Annotated in this window: 15 protein-coding genes; 6 read left to right on the forward strand and 9 right to left on the reverse strand. The window is 61.6% G+C overall.

All coding sequences use genetic code 11. The annotated features are described in order from the left end of the window. Positions 1 to 38 precede the first annotated feature (38 nt). The gene (locus KUW00_RS15445; protein ID WP_045993717.1) at positions 39 to 347 is read right to left on the reverse strand and encodes an SCP2 sterol-binding domain-containing protein; all 309 of its coding nucleotides are present in this window, start codon (positions 345 to 347) and stop codon (positions 39 to 41) included. A 143-nt stretch (positions 348 to 490) separates the two neighbouring features. On the opposite strand from KUW00_RS15445, the gene sohB reads away from it, so the two are divergent. After that, the gene (sohB, locus tag KUW00_RS15450; protein ID WP_045993716.1) at positions 491 to 1522 is read left to right on the forward strand and encodes a protease SohB; all 1032 of its coding nucleotides are present in this window, start codon (positions 491 to 493) and stop codon (positions 1520 to 1522) included. A 175-nt stretch (positions 1523 to 1697) separates the two neighbouring features. On the opposite strand, the gene KUW00_RS15455 is transcribed toward sohB, so the two are convergent. Next, positions 1698 to 2027 carry an ArsR/SmtB family transcription factor gene (locus tag KUW00_RS15455; protein ID WP_045993715.1) on the reverse strand — a complete coding sequence of 110 codons (330 nt, stop codon included), beginning with the start codon at positions 2025 to 2027 and terminating at the stop codon, positions 1698 to 1700. A gap of 873 nt (positions 2028 to 2900) precedes the next feature. Here KUW00_RS15455 and KUW00_RS15460 point away from each other — a divergent pair. Continuing rightward, on the forward strand, positions 2901 to 3590 hold the full coding sequence (locus tag KUW00_RS15460; protein WP_045993714.1) for a 7-cyano-7-deazaguanine/7-aminomethyl-7-deazaguanine transporter: 690 nt from the start codon (positions 2901 to 2903) through the stop codon (positions 3588 to 3590). Positions 3591 to 3816: 226 nt separating this feature from the next. Then, the gene (locus KUW00_RS15465) at positions 3817 to 4596 is read left to right on the forward strand and encodes an alpha/beta fold hydrolase (protein WP_045993713.1); all 780 of its coding nucleotides are present in this window, start codon (positions 3817 to 3819) and stop codon (positions 4594 to 4596) included. A gap of 368 nt (positions 4597 to 4964) precedes the next feature. Here the strand turns inward: KUW00_RS15465 and KUW00_RS15470 are convergent, their stop codons facing one another. Further along, positions 4965 to 6191 carry an ABC transporter substrate-binding protein gene (locus KUW00_RS15470; RefSeq protein ID WP_052704430.1) on the reverse strand — a complete coding sequence of 409 codons (1227 nt, stop codon included), beginning with the start codon at positions 6189 to 6191 and terminating at the stop codon, positions 4965 to 4967. 188 nt (positions 6192 to 6379) lie between these two features. Between KUW00_RS15470 and KUW00_RS15475 the strand changes: the two genes are divergently transcribed. After that, a complete protein-coding gene (locus KUW00_RS15475) occupies positions 6380 to 8086 on the forward strand; it encodes a potassium/proton antiporter (protein WP_222569499.1) in 1707 nt (568 codons plus the stop codon). Between the two features lie 80 nt (positions 8087 to 8166). On the opposite strand, the gene KUW00_RS15480 is transcribed toward KUW00_RS15475, so the two are convergent. Beyond that, positions 8167 to 8943, reverse strand: a complete 777-nt coding sequence (locus tag KUW00_RS15480) for a hypothetical protein (protein ID WP_124804776.1) — start codon at positions 8941 to 8943, stop codon at positions 8167 to 8169. Between the two features lie 231 nt (positions 8944 to 9174). Further along, positions 9175 to 10527, reverse strand: coding sequence for an NADP-specific glutamate dehydrogenase (gdhA, locus tag KUW00_RS15485; protein ID WP_045993711.1), 1353 nt, complete (start codon positions 10525 to 10527; stop codon positions 9175 to 9177). Positions 10528 to 10742: 215 nt separating this feature from the next. Between gdhA and KUW00_RS15490 the strand changes: the two genes are divergently transcribed. Continuing rightward, complete coding sequence (locus tag KUW00_RS15490) at positions 10743 to 11540, forward strand: M48 family metallopeptidase (RefSeq protein ID WP_045993710.1); 798 nt, start codon at positions 10743 to 10745, stop codon at positions 11538 to 11540. Positions 11541 to 11745: 205 nt separating this feature from the next. Here the strand turns inward: KUW00_RS15490 and KUW00_RS15495 are convergent, their stop codons facing one another. The 3 genes from KUW00_RS15495 to KUW00_RS15505 form a co-directional block, all read right to left on the reverse strand. Next, positions 11746 to 11943: a hypothetical protein gene (locus tag KUW00_RS15495; RefSeq protein ID WP_124804775.1), complete on the reverse strand. Its 198-nt coding sequence runs from the start codon at positions 11941 to 11943 to the stop codon at positions 11746 to 11748. A gap of 70 nt (positions 11944 to 12013) precedes the next feature. Continuing rightward, positions 12014 to 14398 carry an arylsulfatase gene (locus KUW00_RS15500; RefSeq protein WP_222569500.1) on the reverse strand — a complete coding sequence of 795 codons (2385 nt, stop codon included), beginning with the start codon at positions 14396 to 14398 and terminating at the stop codon, positions 12014 to 12016. Between the two features lie 296 nt (positions 14399 to 14694). After that, the gene (locus tag KUW00_RS15505; RefSeq protein ID WP_222569501.1) at positions 14695 to 16020 is read right to left on the reverse strand and encodes an MFS transporter; all 1326 of its coding nucleotides are present in this window, start codon (positions 16018 to 16020) and stop codon (positions 14695 to 14697) included. A gap of 1026 nt (positions 16021 to 17046) precedes the next feature. On the opposite strand from KUW00_RS15505, the gene KUW00_RS15510 reads away from it, so the two are divergent. After that, positions 17047 to 17289: a hypothetical protein gene (locus KUW00_RS15510; RefSeq protein ID WP_222569502.1), complete on the forward strand. Its 243-nt coding sequence runs from the start codon at positions 17047 to 17049 to the stop codon at positions 17287 to 17289. A gap of 176 nt (positions 17290 to 17465) precedes the next feature. Here the strand turns inward: KUW00_RS15510 and KUW00_RS15515 are convergent, their stop codons facing one another. Next, positions 17466 to 25706, reverse strand: coding sequence for an LPD38 domain-containing protein (locus KUW00_RS15515; protein WP_222569503.1), 8241 nt, complete (start codon positions 25704 to 25706; stop codon positions 17466 to 17468). Between the last annotated feature and the right edge of the window lie 7 nt (positions 25707 to 25713).

Below are 25713 nucleotides of genomic sequence, written 5' to 3' on the forward strand. Positions count from 1 at the left end.
CGGGCAGTCGCCGGGAGTAGCCACTGCCCATTTGAGCATCACTTCTCGGGAAACAGCTCGGTCAGGCGGGTCGCCAGCATGATATTGCCGGTCGCCTTGAGCTTGCCGGTCATGAAGGCTGTCATGCCGTTGATATCACCGGTCATGATGCCCTTGAGGGTGTCGCTGCTCATGCTCAGGCTGACAGAGGGATCGTCGTGCTCGCCCTGCTGGATGTCCAGTGCGCCATCGTCGATGACGACATAGTGATCCTCGGTATCGCTGAAGTGGAACTGGAAGATCTCGTGCATGCCCTGGGCAGCGTCAGGATTGAAGCGAGAGCGTAGCGTATCGAGTGTCTGTGACATGAGAATTCCTTGCAGTTGTGTGAGTCGCTGTCAGGCAGCGTATTTCAAACGAATGTTTCAATCAAGGCCGGGCGCCGTTCAGGGCCTATGACCGTCAAGGTCCAGGTCTTTGCAGAATTGTGCCGGCTGACAGGGAGAGAGCGATGGAAGACTGGCTGGGTGAGATCCTGACCTTTTTTGTTCAGCTACTGCTGGTGGCAGGGGTCGTGCTGTTGGCGCTGATCGTGCTTGCCCGGGCCAAGGGTGGCGGCAGTGTACCCAGGGAGCAACTCAGGATCGAGGACCTGGGTCAGCGTCAGCGTCAGTGGCGTGAGCGTTTGGTACAAGCCAGGACAGGCACAGAAAAGCGGTCTCGTCTGCGCTGGCCGTGGCGTCGGGATACCAAGCCCAGGCAGGACGAAGGCGTGGCATCGAACGCCACCACCTGGGTGATCGATTTTCATGGCAACCTCAAGGCCAGCGGCGTGGACCGCCTGGCTCGCGAAGTGTCCTTGCTGCTTGGTGTGGCTAAGGAAGGGGACGAGGTGGTCATTCGGCTGGAGAGCCCCGGAGGCCTGGTCCACACCTATGGGCAGGGGGCGGCGGAACTGCACCGGCTCACCGAGGGGGGCCTCAAGACGACGGTCTGCGTGGACAAGGTGGCGGCCAGCGGTGGCTACCTGATGGCGTGCAACGCACAACGCATCCTGGTGGCCCCGTTTGCGGTAATCGGCTCCATCGGGGTGGTGGCCCAGATCCCCAATATCCACCGCCTGCTCAAGCGCCATGACGTCGATGTGGAGCTGGTGACCGCCGGGCGCTACAAGCGCACGCTCACCGTGCTGGGCGAAAACACCGAGGAAGGCAGAGACAAGCTGCAGGCGGACCTCGACGCCATCCATGCCAAGTTCAAGGACTACGTCGACCAGCGCCGCTCCGGCGTGGATATCGACGCCGTGTCCACCGGTGAGGTCTGGTACGGAGAAGAGGCCGTGTCCAGAGGGTTGGCGGATGAGGTCACCACCAGCGAGGCTTATCTCAGCAAGGCGATGGAACGTGGCAAGGTGCTGAGCCTGAGGCTTGCGGCGGTGCCATCACTGGCTGAGCGTCTTGGTTTTTCCGCCTCTGGCATGGTCGAGCAGGCGCTCGATCGAGTGGAGGAGCGTGTCGATGCGTCCGGCTGGGAGCATCGGTAGGCGAAGCGTGCGTCGCGGTTCATAACATTGGATCGCAATATTGGATCGCAATACTGCCTGACCTGAGCCGCCCCAGCTCCGCCTGTCCAAGTCGTTCTGTCCATCGAGCGAGCCCGATGCCCTCCAGCGAGGGCTATCGGGTGCGAAGCGCCTGACCAGAGTCTGTGGTCGCGCTTCAGTCGTCGTTGGCTGCGTTCATCTTGACGATGGCGGCGATCATGATGCTCGCGCTGTCGCCTTGCAGTGAGTAGTAGATGGTCTGGGAGGAGCGCCGAGTGCTGACCAGCTCGGCTCGCCTGAGGATGGCAAGGTGCTGGGATAGGGCCGACTGGCTCAGGCTCAGGCGTTGATTGAGCTCTGTCACGGACAGCTCGTTGCCTTCAAGTAGACACAGGATTCTTAGGCGATTGTCGTTGGCGATGGCTTTCAGCAGGCCGCTCGCTCTGTCTACCACGGCATCTCCACCCTCAAGCAGGCGGCCGGCAACACGTTGTGAGCTGTTCATCAGCACTCTCCCTTGCAGCGGTGACTGACACGAATTTCACCCGTTGGACGTCGTGGCGCTAGGCGCCACCCGAGATGGACGGCAATAGGGATCGAGGTGTTGTGCATGGATGGCTTGTCATCCTCATCGAAGAGATCCGCTAGTCGGATTCGGCGTATCCGGCTCCTCGGAATAGTGTTGGTCCGGGGCGCAGGACTCCTTTCATTTGGTCGCTGATGAAAGCCGAAGCCTTTCTTTCCGTTAGTGATTAAGAAACTTCTCAATAATAGCGCATTGTTGAAGTAAACGCGTCTTAAACGCGTGTTTGTGACCGTTTCGGCAGAATTAGATAATAAGTTTTTCAAAGTGTGTCCATCGCGTTGTTTCTTGTATTTGTATTTAGCAGACTGACAATATTGTGCAATATCAGGTTTCTCTAGGTATCCTGTATGGCACATCTGGTGCCTGGATCTGCAGTTATCTGATTTTGCCCGTCTACCCGGGGTGGCCTGTGGGTAAAGGGGAAGGGGGCGAGCAAGGGAGTGCTGGCAAGGCGCAGGCTTGTCTCGTATAATTTCTGCCGCAAAATTTGCACCCCGCGCGGTGGCGTGAGACTTATCGCCATACGGCTCGAAATCTTGCGCCATCCGGCTTGGAATTCAGGGCCGTCCAGCTTGGAATTCAGAGCCATCCGGCTTGGCCCGGTCGGTGCGATTCGCGTCAGTCGTCGTGTGCCACTGAGCAGACGATGGCAAGTCGACGGCGAAACAGCACCAGGTATTGCTCAAGCCAGCATGCTGCAGCGCCCTCCAGAGTTATCGCAGCCGGGCGTGCCTGTACCCGTATTGTGTTTGTTCCCAGGGTTCCCTCACCCCTTGCGAAAAAGGAATCATGATGTTCACTCTGTCCTTCGAACAGCGCCGTCGTCTGCTGGCGTTGATGGTCGTTTTCCATATCGTCGTTATCGCCGCCAGCAACTACCTGGTCCAGTTGCCGTTTACGGTGTTTGGCTTGCACACGACCTGGGGCGCTTTCAGCTTTCCCTTCATCTTCCTGGCCACCGATCTGACGGTACGCCTGTTCGGCAAGGGGCCGGCGCGCGCTATCGTGATGCGCGTGATGCTGCCCGCGCTGGTGGTGTCGTACGTTGTCTCGGTGGTCTTCCCGCAGGGCGGCTTCGCTGGCCTTGCAGCCTTCGATGGTTTCGATCTGTTTGTCGCCCGGATCGCACTGGCCAGTTTCATGGCCTACCTGCTCGGACAATTGCTCGACGTGCAGGTCTTCGACCGGCTCAGGCGACTCAAGCACTGGTGGGTGGCGCCGGCGGCGTCGACCCTGGTCGGTAATCTGGTGGATACCGTGGCGTTCTTCTCCATCGCCTTCGAGGCTGGCCCTGACCCGTTCATGGCGCAGCATTGGCCAGAAATCGCAGCGGTCGACTACGCCATCAAACTTGCGATCAGTCTGGCCTTTTTCCTGCCCCTGTACGGCGTGCTGCTGCGTTATCTGAGCCAGCGACTGGTGGCGGTGACCGGCAGTCAGGACGTCTGGCCGGAGCAGGTCGCTCGGGGAGAGGGGCGCTGATAAGGGCCTCGATCCCCGGCGGTTGAGCCTGCTGGGCCGGTGTTTACGATCTGGTTCTGCTCTGGTTACGATCTGGTTCCGATCTAGCCCCGCCCTGGTTTGCTCTGGCTGTGCTTGCTGCCTGGCTCCGCGCCCCGCCTGGCACGTTCAGTACTATGCTGGTGTCGTGAAGCACGACGTTCTACCGGCTCTCTACCAACCTTCGATCGCTCAAAGGAGTGCAGCTATGACGGTTTCCCTGGAATATACGGACAGTGGTGGTCAGGGAGAGCCATTGGTCATCGTTCATGGCCTGCTGGGTAGCGCCGACAACTGGCGCTCCCATGTCAAACAGTGGTCGGGCGAGCGCCGTGTGATCGCCCTGGATCTTCGCAATCATGGCCGTTCTCCCCATGCCGAGGGTATGGACTATGACCAGATGGCCGAGGACGTGGCAGCCGTGATGGACCGCTGCGGCGTCACCAGAGGGCACCTGCTTGGCCACTCCATGGGCGGCAAGGTGGTGATGACCCTGGCCAGGCTGCATCCTGAGCTGGTGGCGTCGCTGATCGTTGCCGATATCGCGCCGGTCGCCTATGAACACCGGCACGATAGCGTCTTCAGCGCACTGCGGCGTGTCGAGCAGGGTGAGCCCACCGACCGGCGAGAGGCCGATGCCTTGATGGCTGAGGTGATCGACGACAAGCCCACCCGCATGTTTCTGGCTACCAATCTGGTGCGCGACGACGATCGCGTACTACGCCTAAGGGTCAATCTCGATGCGATCGAAGCCGGCTACGGCCAGATCATGGCACCGCCCGGTGGCGAAGGAAGCATCGATGTGCCGACGCTGGTGTTGCGCGGTAGTCGCTCCGACTACGTCGCCGATGACCTGCTTGAGTCGCTGCGCGCCGTCCTGCCCAGGGCCGAAGTCAAGACCCTGGACGCTGGTCACTGGCTGCACACCGAGAGGGCGCAGGAGTTTCAGGAGCAAGTGGCCGAGTTTCTGGCCTCTCTGGACGACTAGCCAGTGCAATCAAGGCGCCGGTGATTGGCCGGGGTCCTGGTCCAGGTGCCGCTGATTAGCCGGGGTGCTTGCCCAGGCGCCGGTGATTGGCCGGGGTCCTGGTCCAGGTGCCGCTGATTAGCCGGGGTGCTTGCCCAGGCGCCGGTGATTGGCCGGGGTCCTTGCCCAGGCGCCAGTGATGAGCCGGGGTCCATGCCCAGGCGTCTGTGGTTTAGCCGGGGTGCTTGCCCAGGCGCCAGTGATTAGCCGGGGTCCTTGCCCAGGCGCCAGTGATGAGCCGGGGTCCATGCCTAGGCGTCTGTGGTTTAGCCGGGGGCCTTGCCCAGGCGCCGCTGATTAGTCGGGGTCCTTGCCCAGGCGTCTGTGGTTTAGCCGGGGTCCTTGCCCAGGCGCGAGATCGGGGTCAAGCGTTCGACGATCTTCTGGTCATGTAGATAGCGCTCCAGGCGACGATAGCGGCCGTGGTCCATGGCGCCGGGGCGCAGGCTGAGTCGGCGCCTGATGTCGGGCCAGGCCTCGGCATTGGCGGGGCTGTCCATGGTCGGCTCGAGTCGAGTCATGATCTCCCAGCTCGCGGCGGGATGGTCGATGATCCAGCGTGTGGCTTGTTCCAGTGCGTCGACGAAGGCGCGAATGGCGTCCTTCTGTGCCTGAAAGTGGTCCTGGTTGGCCACGACGACCAGGCCGTCATGCACCGGGATACCCAGTGTCTCGGTCGGCATGGCGCGGGTAGCGATGCCGAGGTCGGCGAGCTCTCGCGGCAGGGACAGTGCCGCGCCGCCGATAAAGGCATCGATCCAGCCTTCGTTCATCGCGCGTATCACGCTGAAGTGCACGTCCTTGGCCTCGACATGGGACAGGTTCAATCCTTCGTGTTGAAGGATGGCCCTGAGCAAGACGTCTTGTCCCGCGCGCTGCGCGTAGCCGATCCGGTGATCGATCAGTCCCAGCACCGAGTCGATGTCCGCATCTTCGCGTACCAGCAGCGCCGACAGTGGCAATTCGCTCAAGGTGGCTACCCTGATGATGGGGCGCCCCTGGTCCACCAGCCGGTGCAGGGTCAGCTGGTCGGTCAGTGCCAGATCCGCCTGGGATGCCGCCACCAGCTTGGCAGGTACGTCGGGATCGGCGGGGGTCTGCAGCACGACGTTCAGTCCGCGCCGCGAGAACAGCCCCCTCTCCTGAGCCACCAGCAAGGCAGCGTGCTGCGGCCCGGGTGACCATTCCAGCACTAGAGTCAGCTCGGTGACCGGTGGCGGTGCGATCGGATCGGCAGGAGCCGCCGTGGCCGACGGTGCCACCGGCATCGCGGGCGTGTCGATACCGGGTCCACCAGGCAATCCACGGTAGCGCTCGAGGATATCGCTCACCACCGCCGCTTCGGCGCTTGTAGGGGGCGTTCCGCCGATCTGCTCGGAAGAAGTCTCGACCTGTTGCTCCTGGGCAAGGGGCGGGGCTGCCTGTTGCTGCGCTGCGGCTTCAGCGGGCGCCTCCGGCTCGGCCAGGGCAGGGGGCAACGCGCCGAGGCTTGCCAGCAGCAAGCTCAAGCCCGCAAGTCGGATTAGCCGGTGTTGCCTGGGCGACGACTTGGGCATCAACAATCTCCATGGGTCAGGCATTCGTACCAGCGCGCTAGTGTATCCAAGGGCGAGCTTCGTTCACCAGCGGCATCCATCAACATCCTGGTAATTCGAAGTGCGCTCGATGAATCACGTTACACTCGACAGATCGCGGCGTGGGGCCGGGCGTGAGACAATCATGATGAACGTTGCAAGGGATGCGCATGGATTCGATCAATAGTCTCTTTCTTCTGTGTGGAACGCTGATTGCGCTGAGTGTGCTGGCCAGTCGGCTTTCCGCTCTGGCCGGTGTGCCACTGCTGGTGCTGTTCCTGATACTCGGCATGCTGGCGGGTGAAGACGGCCTGCTGGGTATCGACTTCGACAACTACTCGCTGGCCTTTGTCATCGGCCATCTCGCCCTGGCGATGATCCTGCTGGATGGTGGCCTGAGGACACGGCTCAAGACCTTTCGCGTCGGTTTCAAACCCGCCCTGGGGCTCGCTACCGTCGGGGTCTTCATCACCAGCGGTCTGGTCGGTCTGCTGGCGATGTGGGTCTTCGATCTATCGTTGCTGCAGGGCCTGCTGGTCGGGGCCATCGTCGGTTCTACCGACGCTGCGGCGGTCTTCTCGATGCTCAGTGGCAGAGGGCTCAACCTCAACGAACGGGTCGGCGCCACCCTGGAAATCGAGTCCGGCACCAACGATCCCATGGCGATCTTTCTTACCCTGGTGCTGGTCGAGGCGCTGGTGGGGGACCTCGGTGGCCCCCTGGACATGCTGCTGTTCTTCGTTCAGCAGTTCGCCATGGCCATCGCCATCGGGCTTGGCGCGGGCTGGCTGATCGGTCGCTTGCTGCGCTATGTGGATCTTGCACCGGGCCTTTACTCGCTGCTGGCCCTGGCGTTGGGGTTCTGCGTCTTTGGCTTGACCAGTGCCCTGGGGGGCAGTGGCTTCCTGGCGATTTATCTGGCCGGGTTGATGATCGGCAATCAACCGGGGCGGCACCTCAACTTCATCTTGCCGGTGCATGACGGACTGGCCTGGCTAAGTCAGATCGGGCTATTTCTGGTGCTTGGCTTGCTGGTGACACCTTCGGCACTGCTGGAAGTGCTGTTACCGGCTTCGATCGTGGCCCTGGCGCTGATCTTCGTGGCGCGTCCGTTGGCGGTGGTGCTGACGCTCAAGCCATTTTTCCATTTCCGCTGGCGCGAGGTGGGTTTCATTTCCTGGGTGGGACTTCGCGGTGCCGTGCCCATCGTGCTGGCGATCTTTCCTGTCATCGGTGGCGTCGAGCAAGCTGGCCTCTACTTCAATGTGGCCTTCGCGGTGGTGTTGCTGTCGCTGTTGATCCAGGGCGGAAGCTTGCCCTGGATGGCACGCCGCATGAAGGTCATGGTGCCGGACAGTGCCACTCCCAATCATCGGGGGCCACTTGGCATCCTGCCTGAAAACGACTTCGAGATGTTCGTCTACAAGGTCGAAAATGCCGATCTCGAAGACGTCCCGATTCGGCTGCTGCGCTTTCCCTCAGGTGCCTTGATCTCTGCCCTGTTCCGCCAGCACGTGATGCTGCACCCCAAGGGCAGTACACAGTTGCGCATCGACGATATCATCTGTGTCATCGGCAAGAGCGACGATCTGCCAGCATTGAACCGGCTGTTCAACGGCGACGCCAAGCATCGCCAGCAGCGAGCCTTCTTCGGCACCTTTACCCTGGATGCGGACGCCAGGATGGGCGATGTGGCCGATGCCTATGCGTTGACCCTGAGCCCCGGCGAGGCCTCGCTGACACTGGGTGAATTCATGGGACTACGCTTGGGCGGGCATCCGGTGGTAGGCGACGACGTCGACTGGCATGGCATCCACTGGGTGGTGAGCGAGATGGAAGGCAACCATATCACCCGTGTGGGTCTGCGCCTCTACTGAGGCGCAGCGTTCCAGTATCGGAAAGAATCGAGCGGGGTCTGTCGAGAAAGCCCCTTGCCAAGATGCCCTGGAAGAGCCCGTCAGGGCACCAGCAACTTGAACTGCAGCGAAAATTGGTCTTCGGGCACGGCGTAGTCGTCGGCGAAGTTGTGTTCATACAGACCACTGATCTGCAGCGGGGAGTCTCCCAGCTTTACCAGTTTGCTGAGTCGGCCACCCACGGGCAGGCTGCTCCAGTCGCTGTGCTCCCAGTCGTAGGTGATGTTCATCTCCGAAGTGCCCACTGACCAGCCCTGGCCGAGCCCGAGATTGATGATGGGCTGCAGGATGCTCAGGTTGACGTCCTCGCGATCGTCCTCACCGGCGACACTGAAGATGTTCTGGTTGAAGGCGCCATACAGGAAGGAGCCCCGCGAGGCCGCAAACCCGACCGCCGGACCCAGACCCCACTGTTCGGCGCCACGATGCTCACCGCCGGTCGGCAGAAGGGCGACCACACCGAAGCCAGAACGACCCCAGGAGTGTTCGAAGGTGGTGAGGTCGAACACCGTAGAATCGCTAAGGCCGGTGGAACCGCCGGGATCCTCGGTCAGTGAGGGCACCGTCAGGCGAAAGATGTGCTGGTGGCCCGCCAGCCGGTAGGGCAGCGCCGTTCTGAACTGTACGATGTTCTGTGAATCATTGGTGCCGTGGACTTCCGGGCTCCAGGAATTCTGTAGCTGGAAGTTCATCAGTGGCGCAGTGGGGTCGGAGGCGGCCTGTCCGAGTTCCTGCTCGGCCAGGACGCCGGGGCTGATCGCCAGTGTGCCGATCAGCAGCGCGGCACCAACGGATCTGCTGGCTAACGGAACGTTCACCCTCAGGCCATTCTGTTCGCAGAGCTCGCCGCCCCGAATCCTGACTCTTCCCTGATGCATCCCGACATTCCCCCAGCCGATGAGAGAGCCCCTGCAACGCGGGCTCGATTGCTATTTCGGCATAGTGTAGTCGGTCTTGCATGTAATATGCGTTTTTGTGCTTATCTGCCGGCGGGCGGATCGGCAGGGTCCTTGTTGCCAACCGTCCCCCGGACAAACCTGTCCCAGGATTTACCAGGCCCCCTGGTCGATCATGGCATTGGCGACGCGCCTGAATCCCGCAATGTTGGCGCCCAGCACCAGGTTGTGGGGCTCGCCGAATTCCTCTGCGGTGGACGCACAGCAGCGATGGATATTGGCCATGATCGCCTGGAGGTGGGCATCGACCTTCTCCAGCGGCCAGATCTGCATGCTGGCGTTCTGCGCCATTTCCAGTTGACTGGTGGAGACGCCGCCGGCGTTGGCCGCCTTGCCGGGGGCGTAGGCGATGCGGGCCTCCAGCAGACGGTCCACCGCCAACGGCAGGGTCGGCAGGTTGGCCCCCTCGCATAGACACTCGAGCCCATTGGCGAGCATCGCCTCGGCGTCGGCCAGGGTGACCTCGCCCTGGGTCGCGCAGGGAAAGGCGACCTGGCCAGGGATGCGCCAGACGGCGTGGCCGTCGGCGGGGTAGTCGTCCAGCGCAATGAAGCGGGCCCGGGGGTGATCCTTCAGGTAGCCTTCAAGCGAGACGCGCTCGACCTCCTTCAAGCGCTTGAGAGCCTCCAGATCGATGCCGTCCGGGTCGTGGAGGCAGCCACCGGAATCGCTGCAGGTGACCGGCAGGGCATCCAGCTGATGGAGCTTCTCGATGGTATAGATGGCGACATTGCCTGCACCGGAGACCAGGCAGGTCTTGCCGCGTAGTTCTTCACCCCGGGCTGCCAGCATGTGCTGGGCAAAGTAGGCGGCGCCGTAGCCGGTGGCCTCCTTGCGGCCCAGCGATCCGCCCCAGTCCAGCCCCTTGCCGGTAATCACCCCTTCGTGACGTCGCGTCAGTCGCTTGTACTGGCCATAGAGGTAGCCGATCTCTCTGGCGCCGACGCCGATATCGCCAGCAGGGACATCCACGGTGGGCCCAAGATGATCCACCAGTTGGGTCATGAACGCCTGGCAGAAGCGCATGATTTCCCCGTCGGAGCGTCCGCGTGGATCGAAGTTGGCGCCACCCTTGGCGCCGCCAAGCGCGAGCCCGGTCAGAGCGTTCTTGAAGATCTGCTCGAACCCGAGAAACTTGATGATGCTGGCGTTGACGCTGGGGTGAAAGCGAAGGCCCCCCTTGTAGGGGCCGAGAGCCGAGTTGAACTGGACACGATACCCCTTGTTGACCTGGATCTTGCCGTTGTCGTCGGTCCAGCAGACGCGAAACATCAGCTGGCGCTCGGGCTCCACCAGTCGCTCGATGATGGCGTGCTCGAGGTAGCGGGCGTCTGACTCGAGCAGGGGCCTCAGGGACGCCAGGATCTTCTCTGCAGCGGCATAGAACTCCGCCTGGGCGGGACTGGTGGCTTTCAGCCCTTCCAGAGTGTTGTGCAGGTAATCCACGGCCGCGTCTCCTTTCTTGAGGCTTCCTTCGGCGTTGTGCCGTCGCTGGCTCGTTCACTATAGGAGTGGGGCGGCTTGTCAGACAGCAGGATGCGCTTTATGGCGAATTCCAGATGCGTCTGACGTCGGCCGTAGTCAAACACCGTGACAAACGGCATCATTCAGACGATAGGGCGATGGTCGCCCAGCAGCTTTTCATGAAAAGGTCAGGCTCGATGAAACGATCCTATTTTCCCGTGGTACTGACGCTATTGCTGGCCGTCGGGCTGGGGGGCTGCGACGAGACACCCACCGGGCGTAGCCAGCTTGCCTTGGTGCCTGGCTTCGTGATGAGCGACATGGGGGGTGACGCCTTTGAGCAGATGCGAAGCCAGCTACCGCTTTCCACCGATGCCGCCATCAAGGCCGAGGTCCAATGTGTCAGCGACGCCTTGATCAAGTCGGCGCGGCTCGTCTATCCCAAGGTCGAGATGCCTGACGACTGGCAGGTGGTCGTGTTTGACAATCCCTCGCCAAATGCCTTTGCCTTGCCGGGAGGGCGCATCGGCGTGCACTCGGGGCTGTTGCAGGTCGCTCAGACGCCCGCACAGCTGGCGGCGGTGGTCGGTCACGAGATCGCCCATGTGCTCGCCGACCATGGCAACGAACGATTGACCCAGCAGTTGGGCATCAAGGCCGTGCTGCTGGTGGTAGGACTGATGAGCGAGGGCGACGTGGGTCAGGAGCCCTTGCTCCAGGCGCTGGGCATCGGCAGCCAGCTCGGTATCGCCTTGCCGTTCAGTCGTGCCCATGAGTCCGAAGCCGACGTGATGGGGCTGGCCATCATGGCGCGCGCCGGATTCGATCCCGGCGAGAGCGTCGCCCTCTGGCGCAATATGGCATCGGTTGGCGGTGATCAACCGCCGGAGATCCTGTCCACTCATCCGGGGCATCAGTCTCGTATCGAAGGCTTGCGTGCCGAGATGGTGCAGGCCAAGGAGGTTTACAGAGGCGTTTCGCCCAGCCGCTGCTAGGGCTTGTCTGAAAAGTGCCTGCGCTCGGTAATACGGCGTTAAAAATCGGAACAACATGCTCATTTACACCCCGTAAACTGCGCTGTCTCACCGATTTTTGCCTTGTCTAACCTTCGCTCGTCGACTTTTCGGACAGCGCCTAGGGCTTGTGCGAAAAGCGCCTGCGCTGGGTAATACGGCGTTAAAAATCAGATCAACAGGCGCGTCAGACGTTGGTAGGCGTTCGACCGAGCTTGTCTTCAAAGGCCAGGGCCGCGGCGGCGGCCCTGGCTTCGTCCTGTCCATCGTGGCGAGAGACCACCCGCCGTGAGGCGTTGGGAGAGGAATCCGAAAATGCCACCACCGCCCAGCGAGTGCGCTTCATCGTTCTTGTCTGATAACTCTCCACACGATAATGCTTCATGTCCATCCATCTCGGCATAGTTTACGGGTATGACCCTGATTGCCGACGTAAAGTTCGAAAGCCTCACCAATTAGAGCAGCTCGATCGTAAAGGCTTCTATCTTGCCGCCAAAGGCGAAAGGGCGTCGCTCTGCGTAGTGGCGTGAGACGGGGGAGCCCAGATCGCGGCCCACGTCGAAGGTCTCGCTGGCGCTGAAGGCGAGGGGAACCGTCGAGGGCACCTGACCTTCCGCCGCGGTCTGCCCATCCACCTCGATCGTCACCTGCGCGGCTTTACCGGGCACCGGGATCCGGGTGGTGATGACGATGTCGTGGCTGCCCGGAGCCAGGGCGGCTGTGTGAATGCGGGTATTCTCCATCAGCAGCATATTGTACTCGTAGGTCAGCCTGCCCTGATCAAGATAGACGCTGAGCCCGCCGCCGGCACCTCCGATGGCATACAGCACGCCCTCGGCATCGCCCTGGCCAGTGTCGATACGCAGTCTGGCCCGGGTACTCTGGCGACCAACGCCGGGGGCCGAAAATTCCGGCATGCGTTGGGTCGTCTGGGTAAAGGTCCAGTGATCGTAGCGCGTCTTGACCCGGTCCTCGGGGTGGACGCGAAGCCAGTTGCCCGCACCGGTGGGGAAGGCCTTGTTGTCCTCGGCGATATCCATGAAGCGTTGTTTCATCATGGCCAGTCGCTCAGGCTGAGCGTGGGCCAGATCTCTGGCCTGGGAAAAATCGCTTCGCAGGTCGTAGAGTTCCCACACATCTTCGGCGGAATCCCAGTCGGCGATCCGCTGTGCCGCGCTCGAGGTATCCCAGGGAACCAGCGGGCCAAAGGTACCGGCAAAGTAGCCATCCAGGTAGAGCCCTCGACTGCCGTTATTGTCGAAGAACTGGTGGTGCTTGCGTCCGGGGGCATCGGCGTCGTCGAAGGTGTAGGCCAGGCTGATACCGTCCATCGGCATCTGCGGGTAGCCGTTGACGACGTCCGGCAGCGGGATGTCCAGAATGTCGTAGAGGGTAGGGGCAATATCCACCACGTGGTGGAACTGGTGACGTACCTGCTCATCCGGTGCGATATGGCCGGGCCAGGAGATGACCATGGGGTTGCGGGTCCCGCCGAAATAGGCACCGAGCAGCTTGGTGCCCTTGAAGGGTGTGCTGCCTGCCCAGGCCCAGCCGGCGTGGTACATGTTTTCGGTCTGGGGGCTGCCGAGAACGTCGAGGCCGCCCATGCGATCCAGTACCTCCAGCTGCTGGGCGACACTACTGCCGATATTGTTCTGGGCCAGCAGTTCGCTGATCGAGCCGTGCTGGCCTTCGGCGCTGGAGCCATTGTCGCCGACGATGTAGATGACCAGGGTATTGTCTCTAAGCCCCATTTCCGCCATGCCATCGAGCAGTCGCTCGACCTGGCTGTCGGTGTGCTCCACGAAGCCGGCGTAGATTTCCATCAGGCGAGTCTGGAAGTCGCGCTGGCTCTCGGGAATCTCGTCCCACCCTTGCAGGCTGTCGTCGCGTGGCGTGAGTGCTGTGCCCGGCGGAATGATGCCCATCTCGAGCTGTCGTTGGTGGGTGCGCACGCGGTAGGCATCCCAGCCATCGTCGAACTGGCCGTCGTAGCGATCGGCCCATTGCGGTGCAACGTGATGGGGCCCGTGGGCCCCACCCGGCGCCCAGTACATGAAAAACGGCTTGTCCGGATCGAAGGCCCGGTAGTTGGCGAGCCACGCGAGCGCCTGGTCGGTCAGGTCCTCGGTCAGGTGGTAGTCGGGGTCGTCTTCGGGGGGCTCGACATGCAGGGTGTCCACGGTCAGGCGTGGCTCCCACTGAGACGTCTCGCCCCCCAGAAAGCCATAGAAGTGCTCGAAACCATAGCCGGTGGGCCAGCGATCCTTGGGGCCGATCGCTGTCGTCTCGACCGCCGGGGTGTTGTGCCACTTGCCGAAGGCGGCGGTGTGGTAGCCGTACTGCTTGAGCACCTCGGCCATGGTGGCGGCATTCTTCGGAATCACGCCGGTATAGCCGTCGAAGGCCACCGCCCGTTCGGCAATGGTACCGGAGCCCACCCGGGTATGATTGCGACCGGTCAGCAGGGACGCCCGCGTGGGAGAGCAGATGGACGTGGTATGAAAGCCGGTGTACTCGATGCCTTCATCGGCCAGGCGCGACAGCGCTGGCATCCTGACCTCGCCACCGAAGACCTCGGACACCCCGAAGCCCACATCGTCCAGCATGACGATCAGAACATTGGGGGCGTCCTCCGGCAGGTGGGAAGGCTCGTCCGGCCACTGCATGGTGGCGTCCTGGAGGCGAGGTGGTACATCGCTCGGCATGGGGGCGGGGGCGAAGGGTAATAACGCTCCGTCCGTCTCGGGCCGACCGGTCTCGGGCTGGCTTGCCCCAACCGGGCCCGATACGGGAGAGAGCAGCACCAGGCCGGCGAGGACACCGACCATGACTTGCATGGACCTTTGCACGGACCTCTGCATGACACACCTTCCTCGATAGCGGATTGCTGCGCATGGAAACGCTGGCTCGACGGGCGTGTCCCTGGCGACAATCGTTGCTGTGTTTCGGTAGCGACTCGTTCAGAAATCGTTGAGCGCCTATCACAGCAGGCCGAGCTATCGGCGGCGATAACACTGAGGGGAGATGACGCGACGTTATCTGGGGTGATTGACCCCGGTCAGGATTGCCGCATGGTCCTGGCAGGGGCATGACTTATGCCGGGCATACCGCTATGTCGCTGCTGCGTCTTGGGTCAGCCCCGTTCTTCTTTATGGCTGTGTTCAAGACCGGTGGTCGGCTCATCTCGTGGGTCTTCTCCAGCCAAGTATTCAGGGTCCTCCAGTGGCTCGCCCGCTTCGTTCTGAAGCTGTAGATCGTAGGCGGACTGGAGGCCCGGGGGATCTTCCACCTCTTCATCGCCCACCTGATGAATATGGCCTGGGTACAAGGGCGACAGCAGGGCAACCAGGATGCCGATTGACGCGAAGATGGCGAACCCCTCGGCATAGCTGAAGACATTGAGCAGTGCGCCGATGACCGGCGAACCGGTGGCCTGGCCAAGCGACACGGCCATGAAAGGCAGCACCGGCCCCATCGCCAGGCGTCCGGGCAGCAGGCGAATGCCGGTCATCAGGTAAAGACCCGTCAAGCTCATGTAGGCGAGGCCAAAGACCAGAGCGGAGAATGCCGCCAGCACGGGTTGGGCGGGGCTGGCGGCAAGCAATGCCAGGCTTGCCGCCAGCATGGTCAGCATCAAGGCCTGTGTGATGGGCGGATTGTTGCGGTCGGCCAGATCCGCCACCACCGCACCGCCGAGACCGGCGATCCCGACGGCGAGCCACAGCCACCCCGTGGCGCTTGGTGACAGACCGCCAAGCGTCACCACCAGGTCCGGAGCAAAGATCCAGTAGGCGGCCGAGATGAAGCCCATCGCGTAGGAAAACAGGGTGAGCCTCACGAGCCGTGACCACGGCAGTTCACGCAATGCAGGTGGGTCGGCGGCGTTGGAAGGCGTGATGCGCGACACCGAGGGTAGGTACAGCCAGGTAGCGCACACGCCGATGACCGTCAGCAGGGCGAAGGACAGATAGGCCAGTCGCCAGGCGTCCGCCATGAACAGTACCGTTGGCACAGCGACGATCACGCCGATACTGGTTCCCGCATTCATGACCGAACTGACACGAGCATGCAGTGAGCGTCTCACCAGCGCCTGCATCCCGGCGGTGAGTGCGGGCATCATCAGGCCGGTACAGATGCCGCAGGCGAACACCCCGATGCTGAGCATGGTCGCATCGGCCGCTCGGCTGATCAGTGCCAGGCCGACGATACCGAAAAGCCCGGACAGTACCGCTGCGTAGCGGGCGCCAAGACGATCGGTGGCGTAAGGCGCCACCGCCGTGGACAGCAGGAAGCTGATGAGGGGAAGGGCGCCGATGATGCCGATGGCATCAGGCGTCAGCGATAGTTCATCGCGAATCTGGGGGACAAACAGGCCGAAGGCAAAACGGGCGAGTCCGTAGCTGATGGCGACCAGGGCCGCGCCGAAAATCGCAAATCCGGTGCTGGAAAGAGACCTCATGCTAGCTCCTCCGACATGCACGTTGCGCCACCTGTAATGCTCTGGCGCCCTGATGCATCGTGTCTGGTTCGTCCCTGTCGTGCTGCCTGGAGCAACAGATGTAAGCAGGGTGCACGATTTGCGGCGTTGTCGCCAATCCATCAACGACAATCGGTGACCTTTTCACGACAACCGGTGAACAGACCTTGCTGCTGGGGCTGGTGTACAGAACCAGGTGTGCAGTAGCTGGTGTGAAGAACCATGGCGGGGCAGCGCCTCGAGACCGTCCAAGGACTGGCGTGCCGACAGGCAGGGAGCTGTTGAACGAAGAGGGAAGAAACGAAGAAGGGGATCAGTCTGTCGACTGATCCCCTTCTGGATTCGAGGTGGCGGAGGGACAGGGATTCGAACCCTGGAAGGGCGTTAACCCTTGCCGGTTTTCAAGACCTACCCGAGCTACCCACACACCACACAACGTATTGACGCAGAAGGGGAATTACGCCGAGCGCACTGTGACCAACCCCTGCCCAATTGACAGAATTACCCCTCTGGTCACACTGATTGACCGCTCTCGCACACAATCCGGTCACACCGGATCTCTCACCCTGAGGCACTCGCAGATCCCTCCTGCCTCGACTAATATTCCCGCATGAGCATGCAAGTGGGCGAAGACGGAGTCTTGAGACCGGATGATAACCAAGAACGACGTTATTGCGGTTCTATTCGTAAGCACAACCCTATCTTTAGGACTGTATCTGAGCGCAAGAAGCGACATCCAAGATCTTGAGCAAGCGGGGCAGCGACTGTTCCAGCTGCTGTCCGAAGATCAGAAAAGAGAGCTACTTGACCAGTGGGAGACCCGTCAGTCTTTATTCGGCAACTACTGATGTCAAAGCAACATGGGATCAGAAAGTCAGCACCTGGGTGCTAATTTTCGATTATTTTCATCTATAAGTTCCTATGTTTTTTCAGTGTAATGCGTATATGTTTTTTACATAAGCGATAGTTTGAGCGATTACTGATTTTAAAAGATCTTGAGGAGTGATTATGAAAGGATTGCGAGTAATGTTTCTGGCTCTCACTTTTTTGTCTGAGGCCGCGTACGCTGGAAATGTTGATGACTACAATCAGTGTCTGCTTGAAAATATACCGAAAGCACAGACGTCCGATGCTATTAATTTGATACTTGATATCTGCGCTGTTAAAGAAGGTGTGAGTTATAATGAATGGGGGCGTGTTGTCCGGCGTATTGATGATAATTCATCAAAAGACCCTTCTGATCTGCCCTAGAAAAGCTGGGTGCCGTCTGGTTCCACAGGACAACAGAACCAGACGGTAGTCATCATACATGACTGGAAGACGCGGCGGGAATTGCCGAGCCTAGGACATCCCAGCGATAGATTCTGATATTCCCAAAGAAGTTTTGGCTGAGTGGAGCGCCATTTGTGGCGCCGACCCGGCCAGCGCTACATGGCTTCCTTCGCCAATCGATACTCCAGGTTGAAGTAGTCAACTTCCGCGTCCATCACCTCTTCCAACTCCTTCAGCTTCTCCTGGCGCTCTACCGTAGTCAGCGACTTGTCGTCTTCGATGATATCGCGAACTTCTCGCAGGGCGCTAAGATTCTCCTCGACATCCTTGGCCAGGTCGAACAACTCGATCATCCGCCCATACTCGACGTAATAGTCCTCGACCTCATTCAAAGGAAGGTTCTCGAACTCCTTGGCGTACTGGCCGACCTCATCGCGGCGCTCGTAGAAGCTCTGGATGTCGCCATACTCGCTGACGTTGCTGGCAAAGCGGCCGGCGAACGGCACCCGGTAGCGCTCGACATCCTCGCCAGTGGTCAGACGATGAACGAAGTCGCCGGTCTTCTCGGCGAAGCCCCAGGCGCCGCCACCGTAGAAGTTGACGATGTGCTGCAGCACCTCGGGGCTCATGTCGATAGCACCGCTGCGATATTCACTCCCATTAGATGCTTCGTTCAAGAAGCGGGTAATGCTTTGATAGGCTTCAGGATTAGACCGAAAAGCGAGGGCGCTATCCGGCTTTGGCGTGCCGAACGGCAGATTATCCTTGTAGACCGGGCGGCCGGCGAAGTCCTCGTTTACCCCAATTTGCACGAGCGATCTGAACAGGGTCGGCGTGACGTTCTTGAGCGTGGCGTTGGTAGCCTCCTCGGAGCCCTCAAGCCCAATTGGCGAGAAGCTGCCAAGGATGGCTAGGACGGTGTCTAATCCAGACTGAATAGCCGGCTTGTCGCCCCGAAGAGTCGCCTCTGCCTGGGTGCCCAGCACCGAGAAGACGTTGTAGCCGTAGGGTAGTGGGATCTTCACGTAGTCCTTGTCGCCGGTCATGAAGATCAGGTTCCGCTCCTTCTCGTAAGCCGGGATCTTGTCCCAGAACAGTTCACCGTCGTCGTCTTCCTCAGAGAGCGAGCGGTTGACCATCGCCAGCAAGAACGAGCCGGCCGCCATCGCCAGGGCGGTGCGTTGCGCCGTATTCATGCGGCCCCAGACGTTGGAGCGGCTGGTGTTCTCATCCACTTCGCGCAGACCGCCCATGGTCCGAGCGAAGTTTCGGCTACCCTGGACGCTGGCATTGAAGAACATGTAGAAGGCGTTGAACATCGAGCCGAGCTCGCCCCGGCGGTTGAAGTTTACTGTCATGTTCTTCGCCAGGCTGGCCGCCTTCTTGCGGCTGACACCGGCGCGTCGGGCGTTGACGTATGCCGACAGGCGTGACGCGTTCTCCACTGCGCCGTTGATATTTTCGACGAAGTCGGCGGTCTTCTTCCGGAACACTAGCGCCGAGCCAATGGTGCCGCCGCGCGCACGACGCATCATGGAAGCAATCTCCTTGGCCTGCCCCTGGATGTCCTTCATGTCGAAGTACCCGGTCTTGGCGCCGTCCTCCATGAACTCCTGGAAGTACCGGTCCCACAGGCGAGACTTCGGGGTCTTGCCCTGGCGGCTGGAGAGGCCACGGTAAGCCGCTGCCATGGCAGGGCGCAGATCGCGCATGGTCTGACGGACGATGCGCTTGCCACGGATCTTGCCGTCTGCCTTGCTCTGCTCGGCCTGGAGATTGAGCAGGGCGGTCTGCACGTCACGAGCGAAGTTCGTCAGCATGAATTCAGGGTTGTAGCTGGTGACCAGGCTGGCCATCAGTCGAGTCACGGCGCCCATGGCGTTCACGATCATCCCGTTCTTCTCCGGGCCGACGTTGCGCATGGCGTTCATCAGGCGCTCGTCCTTGATCTTGATGTAGAACGTGCGGCCCGCCTTCTTGGTCTTGAAGTAGCGCTCGTCACCCTCCATAGCGATCGGACGCTCTCGCGCCTCGACTTTGTCACGACCAGTGACAGGATCTTTCACAGTGACGCGGACGCGCTGGGTGTCGGGGTTGTCGTTGGTATACACCTGCCACAGGTCGGGATTCGGATTGTCGGTCACCAGCGAGAGGAGGGCGTTGCCAACCTCATTCTTGCGCCGACGGATGATTGCCTGGGTGGTATCGACGATCGCCTGAGTGGACGGTGAGTCAGCGCGTGACAGACGCCCCAGGGCGGTCTTCGACTCCTTGCCCTTGATCTCGAATCCGCGACCAGTGCGAGGACGACCAGGGTCGGCCTTGTCGTCTTCAGCGAAGCCCTTCAGCGGCACGTAGTAGCGATAGCTTGCCTCCCAAGCGTCGAGGGTTTCATCCGTCTCCAGGCCACCCTCTCGGATCGCCTCGCGCTGCTTGCGGAGCATGTCGTCGACGATGCCTGCCAGCCGCTCGAACTCGGCGCGCTTGGGCCCGCTGTTGATACGATCCAGGATATCCAGGGCATCTTGCGTCTTCATGCCTGAGCCGCCGTCAGCGTAGCGAGGATCACCAGGGTTGCGCTCAGCGATGCGAGCATTGCGCTCCGGCGCGTGGCGGGCATAGAGGTACTCGTCAAGCGCCTCCTGGCTGATGCCGGACTGTGCCATCCCTTCCGCCAGGCGCTCAACATACCGCTCTCGGATCTGGCGAAGGTCGTGTTCGGCCTTGCCGTGGAAGAGCTCCTCAGCCAGGTAGACGTCGTTGTCTTGGGTGACACGACCGCCATGCTTGGTGATCGCCTCCTGGAGCTTGTTCAGCGGGCGCATCTTGTCGGTCAGGACACGAAGCGCTTTACCCACCAGGGCTTCGTCAGGCAGCGAGAAGTTGGTGCTATCGTTGTCGCTGTAGGCGCCAACAGGACTGGGCGATGGCGCCATGGCGTAGCGCTGGACCTGATTGACAATGTCATCTGGCGTGATTACGCTTTTGTCAAAGCCTCGAGATGGAGCTCCCTCACCCGGCAATTGGAGCCGGGAGGATTGGAGCCACTCGGGGCTTTTCCTTTTATTGACGTACCGCATCCGTCCTTCCTCGATACCCTTCTCCACGAATCTTTGCGCACCGTCCTTGCCATAGACACTGGCGACTCGGTTGACGTGAATATATTGCTGACGTTTGTTGAGGTGGATCGGCACCAGTACCGCCTTGCCTTTTGCATCAACGGCATTAACCAGCACCACCAGAGCATCCTGACTTGTTCGAGAGTCGAGTATCGCCACCGGATCATGAAGCAGCTCCGGCAATCGCTGAATCGTCTCCATCGAGACATGATGCTTGGCGCTGGTGGCCTTGTTCAGAACGTCACGAGTGATCGATATGGGCAGGTCAGGCGCCCCCAGGCTCGCCAGTACCGGCGGTGTGCGCCCCATCCGAATCGGAGGCACCTTAGAATGCTTGCTGCTCATCGCCTTGTTCAGGTCTCGGCGATAGATTTCAGCCTCATGTCGGATGGGAGTGAAAAGCGGGGTTTCTGTTTTCCGCTTGCTGTAGCGCGTGATCGTGCGCTTAGCCTGCGCAGAATTACGTTCGGCCTGTTGGCGGCGAAGATGGTCTCGCGATTTTTCGCCCAGCGCCAACACGTCACCATAGGTCCAGGCGATGCTGGGAAATAGACCACGCAGTAGCTCGCGGAGCTTAGCAACGGCACGTTGCCAGGCTTTGGGGCGATACCCTTTCTCCAGTAGATGGGCCACCATCTCCTCGCCGATGGTGATGCGGTCCTCGCGCTTCGCCGGGTCGAGGAAAGGATAGTCACGACGCACTTCTTCCAGAGCCTCGCGTCCACGCCTACTCTTTGGCAGTGAGTGGTAGAGCGAGAGCATAGCGGGCGCCAGGTCTTCGCCGAGTACAGCACGGATTCCCTTGTGACCGACTGCCTCGTGCACGGCGGTTTGCACGCCCTCCTTTATGCTTCCGACGTTGTCAGCGATGACGTATAGATCACCACCAATGTACATACCGCGAACATCACCTGGGTCGATGCCACGTAGCGCCATACCGACCAAGGCGGACGGCGGAAGTTCTTGCGTCGTCTGGATCACTCGGGTGTCAGACAGCTCCTTGACGCCTCCAAGCGCTGCCGCGATGTCTTCGGCTAGAGTGATGGTGGACTCATTGGCGGAGGCCGTGGTGCTAGCGTTGGCGGGCCCCGGGGCGCCTGCCATCTCCAAGCCGTTGTAGACCACCACGACTTCGCTGTCTGGAACGTCTTGGGTCTCGGCCGGAGAAGTGCCTCTGCGCTCGGCCTCCGACATGCTCTGGCGAGTCTGTACGTTTCGTGCCTCAGTCTCGCCGTAGAGACGCTGGTAATAGCGATAGGCACCGCGCTCATCGCCTTCGCGGAGCCTACTGCGAAGCTCGTTAAGCCCGATCTCATCGGCGCGCTGTTGAATGCGGTGCTGAGCCTGGTCTGAAGTGATCTCGCCGGCCTTGTATTGTTCCAACACCCCACGAGCGAAGTCGCCGGATTCTCGCGTCAGTTCCTGAATCTTGTCGCGCAGCCACTGCTCCCGCCGGGGCGGCAACCGGTAACTGTCTGGACTACCACCCGATGCAAAACCCTCGATATGCTGGATGCCGTGCTGAATCTCGTGGAGTAACGTGCTGAATTGCTCCATCGGATCACGTTCAGCGTTTAGCGTAATCTCTCTGCGCCTCGGTACGTAGCGACCACGCTTACGCCCCATGCCTCTGACCGACACTACGCTTACATCTCGCAGCGTGGGATAGGCGGCAAACAGCCGAGGGTGATCGACCACGTCTTCCAGTGGCTTAGTCCACTGGTTTCCTGCTGACTTGTCTACGAAGGGCAGGAAGCGTGCATCACTGTCGTCGATTTCAAAGCGCCACTTGCCGTCTACGCCCTCAAACCATCCGGTCTCTTGGCGTATGGTCTCAGGGTCGTGACCGTTCTCAAGCATGCGCTTTGCGCGCTCGAGTGAATGAAGATCAGCATTACTGGCGCGCGAACCAGCAAAGGAAAACAGAGGATTCTGGCCCCGGGATACAGCCTGATCGGCTGGAAGATCGCTGCCGGCCAGGATGAAATCGTCAAGGTCGCGGTCGGCCTGGGAGCGCTGCTGCTCCTGGCGACGAGCATCGGTATCGGCTTGCTCTGCCTGCTCGCGGTCGGCTAGATCCTGCTCGTCTTGGGTGGTGAGAAGAGGAGGGCCACCCACTTCGGCGTCTTGCTGATCTGTTTCAGACCCTGCGGCAGCTTCAGCTTGTCGCTCTCCGGTAACGCCTCGTTGGCGTCGTTTAGTGCCTGACGAAACATCCCCTTGAGGTGATCGTTTTTCGGGGCGCGCAACTGAATCTTCGTTCTGGTCGCGCGCGCCTTCGGTGTCGCCAGCGCGGTCTGCACCCGTGGTCGCCTGGGTGCCCTTGCCGGCGCGGTCGCGATTAACCACCTCGCCGACTGGCAGGGTGGTGTCGGCGTCGCGCAGCCAGTCTTTGAACTGCTGCGGCGTGAGCTCGGTGACGGCGCCAATGCCGTCCCAGCCCTTGGGGTAGTTGCCCTGGTAACCTCGGCGGGCCTCGGCTTCATTGCGGAAGCCCATCATCACCTTGTGCTCGTCGAAGTTGCCGTCGCGGTCGACCTGGTCGACGACGTAGACCTTCGGGCTGTCCAGGCTCTCGCCGATGAAGATGTCGATGTTGTCGCCATCAGCGCCCTTGGTGCCTTTGATGTCGCCATAGTGGTGCGCCAGGGTAGATTCCCAGGCTGTGCCGTTGGCGTCTTTGCCGCGTCGGGTGGAACCTCGCGGATTCTCGATGGCGATGTCGAGGCCGTTGAAGCTGGCGCGACCCTTGCGGTAGTTGCCGGCTTCGGCCTGCGCCGGCGTCGGGTTGACGTCGGTCTCCTGAACGGCGCGGTCGAGTTGATCCTGGACGTAGCGAGGATCGCTGGAGGACGGCATGTCCAGGCCGGTGTTGGCGTTGCCGCGACGCTGGGTAGGGCCTTCGCCGTAGACGATGCCGGCGTCACCCAGAAGGGGCTGATCGGATTGCGCCCTGGCCTGGAGATCCTGGTCAGCCTGGCGCCGCGCCGCTGTCTGGCGCTGAAGCTCTTCATCACGACGCACCTTCCTGGCGGGAGCCTCGTACTCGGTGCGATCGACAGGCGGCCCTTCGGCGTAGATGACGTCCTCGGGGGCGTTAAGGCGACGCCCGTCCATACCAAGGAGCCCGACAGGGCGGTCGGTTTCATACTCGCCAGTGGCGCGGGCAGGGTTCTCGGTGGTGCCGGATCGACCCATGTCGCGACGCAGATTGCTTGTCTGGCGATCAGCCTGGCCAAGCAGGCGCTCTGCTTCGTCCGTGCGCCCAGCTTCGAATGCCTGGCGCGCGCGGCGCAGCAGCTGGTCAGCAGTGCGGGTGCGCGTCTCTGCCTGGTAGCCAGAGCGTCTAGCGGCACGACCCAGGTCGGCCAGCCCGTCCTGGGCGATCTGGAGCCGGTTGCCGATATCGGACTGGGCGCGATTGACGGTCGGCTCAACCTCCGGGGCTTCGGCCTGGGAGGCCTCCGGCTCTGCCTGTGGGTCTGCTTGGGTTTCCGCCTGAACCTCGGCCTGGGCCTGGGGTCCGCCACGCATCATGTCCAGCGCAGACTGCAGGCGATCTGCCGCCTGGCTGGACAGGGAACGGGCTGCCTCCATGGATTCCTGACTGCCGGACTGAGCGGCCAGCGTCTCCTGCTCGAAGGCCTCGCCAGCAACGCGATGAGCCTGCTCGAGCTCAATCACCGCTTCGTCCATGCCGAGCTCTTCAGCGCGCGCGCGGAGCTCCTTGTAGGCGTCGCCATCGATCAGGCTGTCCCGGCGCTCGCGGCCGGCGTCGTCCAGGTCGCGACGGTTCGACCGCAGGAGGTCCAGGTCGCTGGCAACACGATCGACGACGTCGGTCTCGGCGTCCTCGAGTGCTGCTTCTGGTGCCGCCTCAGCTGGAGGAGTAGCACCAGGCGCCTCGTCTTGAGGCTGGGCCGGGCGACCACCCCCTGCGAGACCAAGCCCGCCACCCATGACGCCACCGATCGCGGCGCCGCCTGCCATGGCGTTGGGCACGTCGTCGAAGGTGCCGACTGAGTCGTCCACAACGCCGAGCGCGCGGTTCTTGGCGATCTGCTGACCACCTTCCTGCGGAGCTTCTTCAAGCAAGCCCTCGGCGACCCCGCCACGGAGCATGGAGGCAAACCTGCCGGTGCCGCCCTCAGTGAGCAGCTTGGCAAGGAACCGGTCACCAGCGCCACCGAAGGCGCCGGTGATCGCGCCGGCCACCATAAAGGTCTGGCTCTGGAGATCCTCGGTGATCGTCTTTTTCGCTTCGTCGAAGGTCTTGCCCTCGAGCATCAGCATCTGAATGGCATCTGATTCGCGAAGCTTCTCGTCCGGCATCGACTCGATGGCTTCCCGCACGTCACGCGCCGCAGCAGCACCGCCCAGGGCGCCCTCAGATAGTGCGCCGGCGGCGGTGGCCGTTCTCGCCGCAGAGACCGCCGCCTGAGCACGGGTGGCCCCTCGGGCCAGACGATAGCCATAGGCAGCCTTTGCCAGCAGAGTGGATGGCGCCATAGTCGCCGCCATCTCAGGCAGGGATTCGGTGATGCCCGCGAAGTAGGTGCGTGGATCCTTCCAGGCCGGGCCGAGCTGGTAGTTGCCGTCCTCGTCCTCGGTAATGAACTCCTTCTGCTGGGCAGCCCGGGTGGCATCGGTGATCTGGCTCTCGTTGTGCTCGATGCGGTCGGAGAGAAGATCCTCGCTCGACTTGCCGTTCAAGAACTCGTCAACGCGGTCTAGCGCATTGGCCACGTTCTCGCCAAGCACCTGGCGCGTTGCCTCCCGGAAGTTGAGCGCCATCTTGTCTGCGCCAATCGCCAGAAGGTTCCCGGCATCGGTAAGCAGGTTGCTGTCGGCGTTCGCCTTGGATACGTCGATGTTGACGCCGGTGTCCTGCTGCGGGTTCTGCACCCCCTCAGCCTTCCAGGCAGCCTCCCAGGCAGCGTTTCTCTCCTCCTCTGAGGCGTTGGGCATAGCGAGGCCAGATGGCCGCTGCTGGCCACCCTGCGGGCGCTGCTGCTGAGTTTGGTCCTGCTGGGGCTCGGCAGGTCGCTGCTCCTCAGGCATGGCGAGCCCACCTTGACCGCCGATATCGCCAGCGGTCTGGGAATAGAACTTCTCGCGGACCTCGCCGCGTAGCGCCTCAGGCGTCGCCGGCTCGACCACCTTCGAGAAGAACTGATCTCTCACCTGCTGGCGAACCTCGGGGGTTGCCCGCTGGAAGGATTCGTCTGCGGCGATATCAGACCATTTGGGGGAGGCGTTTTGGCTAGCGGCGTTCACACGCGGC

It is taken from the genome of Halomonas sp. DP5N14-9 (assembly GCF_019802175.1).
GTDB lineage: Bacteria > Pseudomonadota > Gammaproteobacteria > Pseudomonadales > Halomonadaceae > Halomonas > Halomonas litopenaei.